Consider the following 1,294-nt stretch of genomic DNA (forward strand, 5'->3'; position numbering starts at 1 on the left):
TCAACATGATTTAAAAAGGTTAAAATGGTTAATTATATGGTAATTTTGATAAATTTTTAATCAAATTTCTTCTTTCTAAAATTATTAGGCGTCAGACCAGTATTCCGCTTGAAAAATTTTGTAAAATTTGTTGGATCGGTAAACCCTAAATTGTATCCTACTTCCTGAATATGCAAATTGCTTACTTTTAATAATCTCTTAGCTTCCAATAGTAACACCTCTTCTATAATATCTTTCGGTGTTTTCTGAAAAACAAGTTTGGTAGCCTTTTGTAAAGTGCTTTTGGAAATCTTTAATTTGCTACAGAAATATTCTACATTATTTTTTACAGATAAGTCTTTTTCAACGAGTACTTTAAATTTTAATGCCAAATTCTTTTCAGCGATGAAAATTTCATTCCTTTCTAGTCTACTATATTCTCTTTCTAATGAGTTTAACAAAACAGAAATCAATTGTTGTAGAATTATACTAGGTCTATCCTTAAAAGTTTCTACTTCTGATGTAATTAAATCTATCAAGCAATAAAAATTTGGTTTTCTATCGGAAGAAATAGTAAGCTTTCCTTTCTGACACAAAATCATCAATAGAGAGTAATTACCTACTACAAAATCTTGTTCACTATTGACGTGAAAAAATTCTTCCATTAAATAGATCATTTTTCCTTTCACACGTCGGGGTGTCAAACAATAAAAAACTTGTCCTGGCGATAATAACAACACATCACCTTCTTTTAAATCGTATACTTTAAAATCAACAACATATTGAGTCTGACCTGAAGTGATAAAAATTAAAGTATAACAATTAATTTTAAAGGTTTGACTATAATCTAATTCCATCAAAGCCACAAAATCCTCTATAGCTAAAACATTGAATTTTAGAGCGGGCAGTATTTGGACAGAATCTGAGTATGGTCTGGTTTCACTCATGATATATATTATTAATTGATAAATTAAGACAAGAGGAAAAATCTTTTAGAAGGCTTTAATTTCTCGACTTGTTTTTCATAGATAATACAATAATATCATTTCAATAAACTCTAACATAGAGTTTAACTCAGCAAACTTGAGTTTGTAGTATTCTCGCTACAAACTTCACATCGACTTAACGTTATAGTGTAAAAATAAAACTTATAGTTAATTAATGAAATTATAAAAAAGTCAAATATTTTTGATTTTCAATAATAAAACATTGATTTACAACATAATCTAATAAGAGCATTTTTAGAATATTGGAATATTTTGGATAGAAAGCATAGCTCGAAAATTAGCTATAAGCGAGGGTGTAAATTAAACTA

Annotated in this window: 1 protein-coding gene; it reads right to left on the reverse strand. The window is 27.5% G+C overall.

Annotation, left to right across the window (positions count from 1 at the left end):
- Nucleotides 1-56 precede the first annotated feature (56 nt).
- On the reverse strand, nucleotides 57-926 hold the full coding sequence (locus G5B32_RS16850) for an AraC family transcriptional regulator (protein WP_165292655.1): 870 nt from the start codon (nucleotides 924-926) through the stop codon (nucleotides 57-59).
- Between the last annotated feature and the right edge of the window lie 368 nt (nucleotides 927-1,294).

This window comes from Sphingobacterium sp. SGL-16 (assembly GCF_011043515.1).
GTDB lineage: Bacteria > Bacteroidota > Bacteroidia > Sphingobacteriales > Sphingobacteriaceae > Sphingobacterium > Sphingobacterium litopenaei.

What these genes read in the sequence shown, in the direction of transcription:
- G5B32_RS16850 (WP_165292655.1), bottom strand. Translation starts at nt 926, where the DNA reads ATGAGTGAAACCAGACCATACTCAGATTCTGTCCAAATACTGCCCGCT.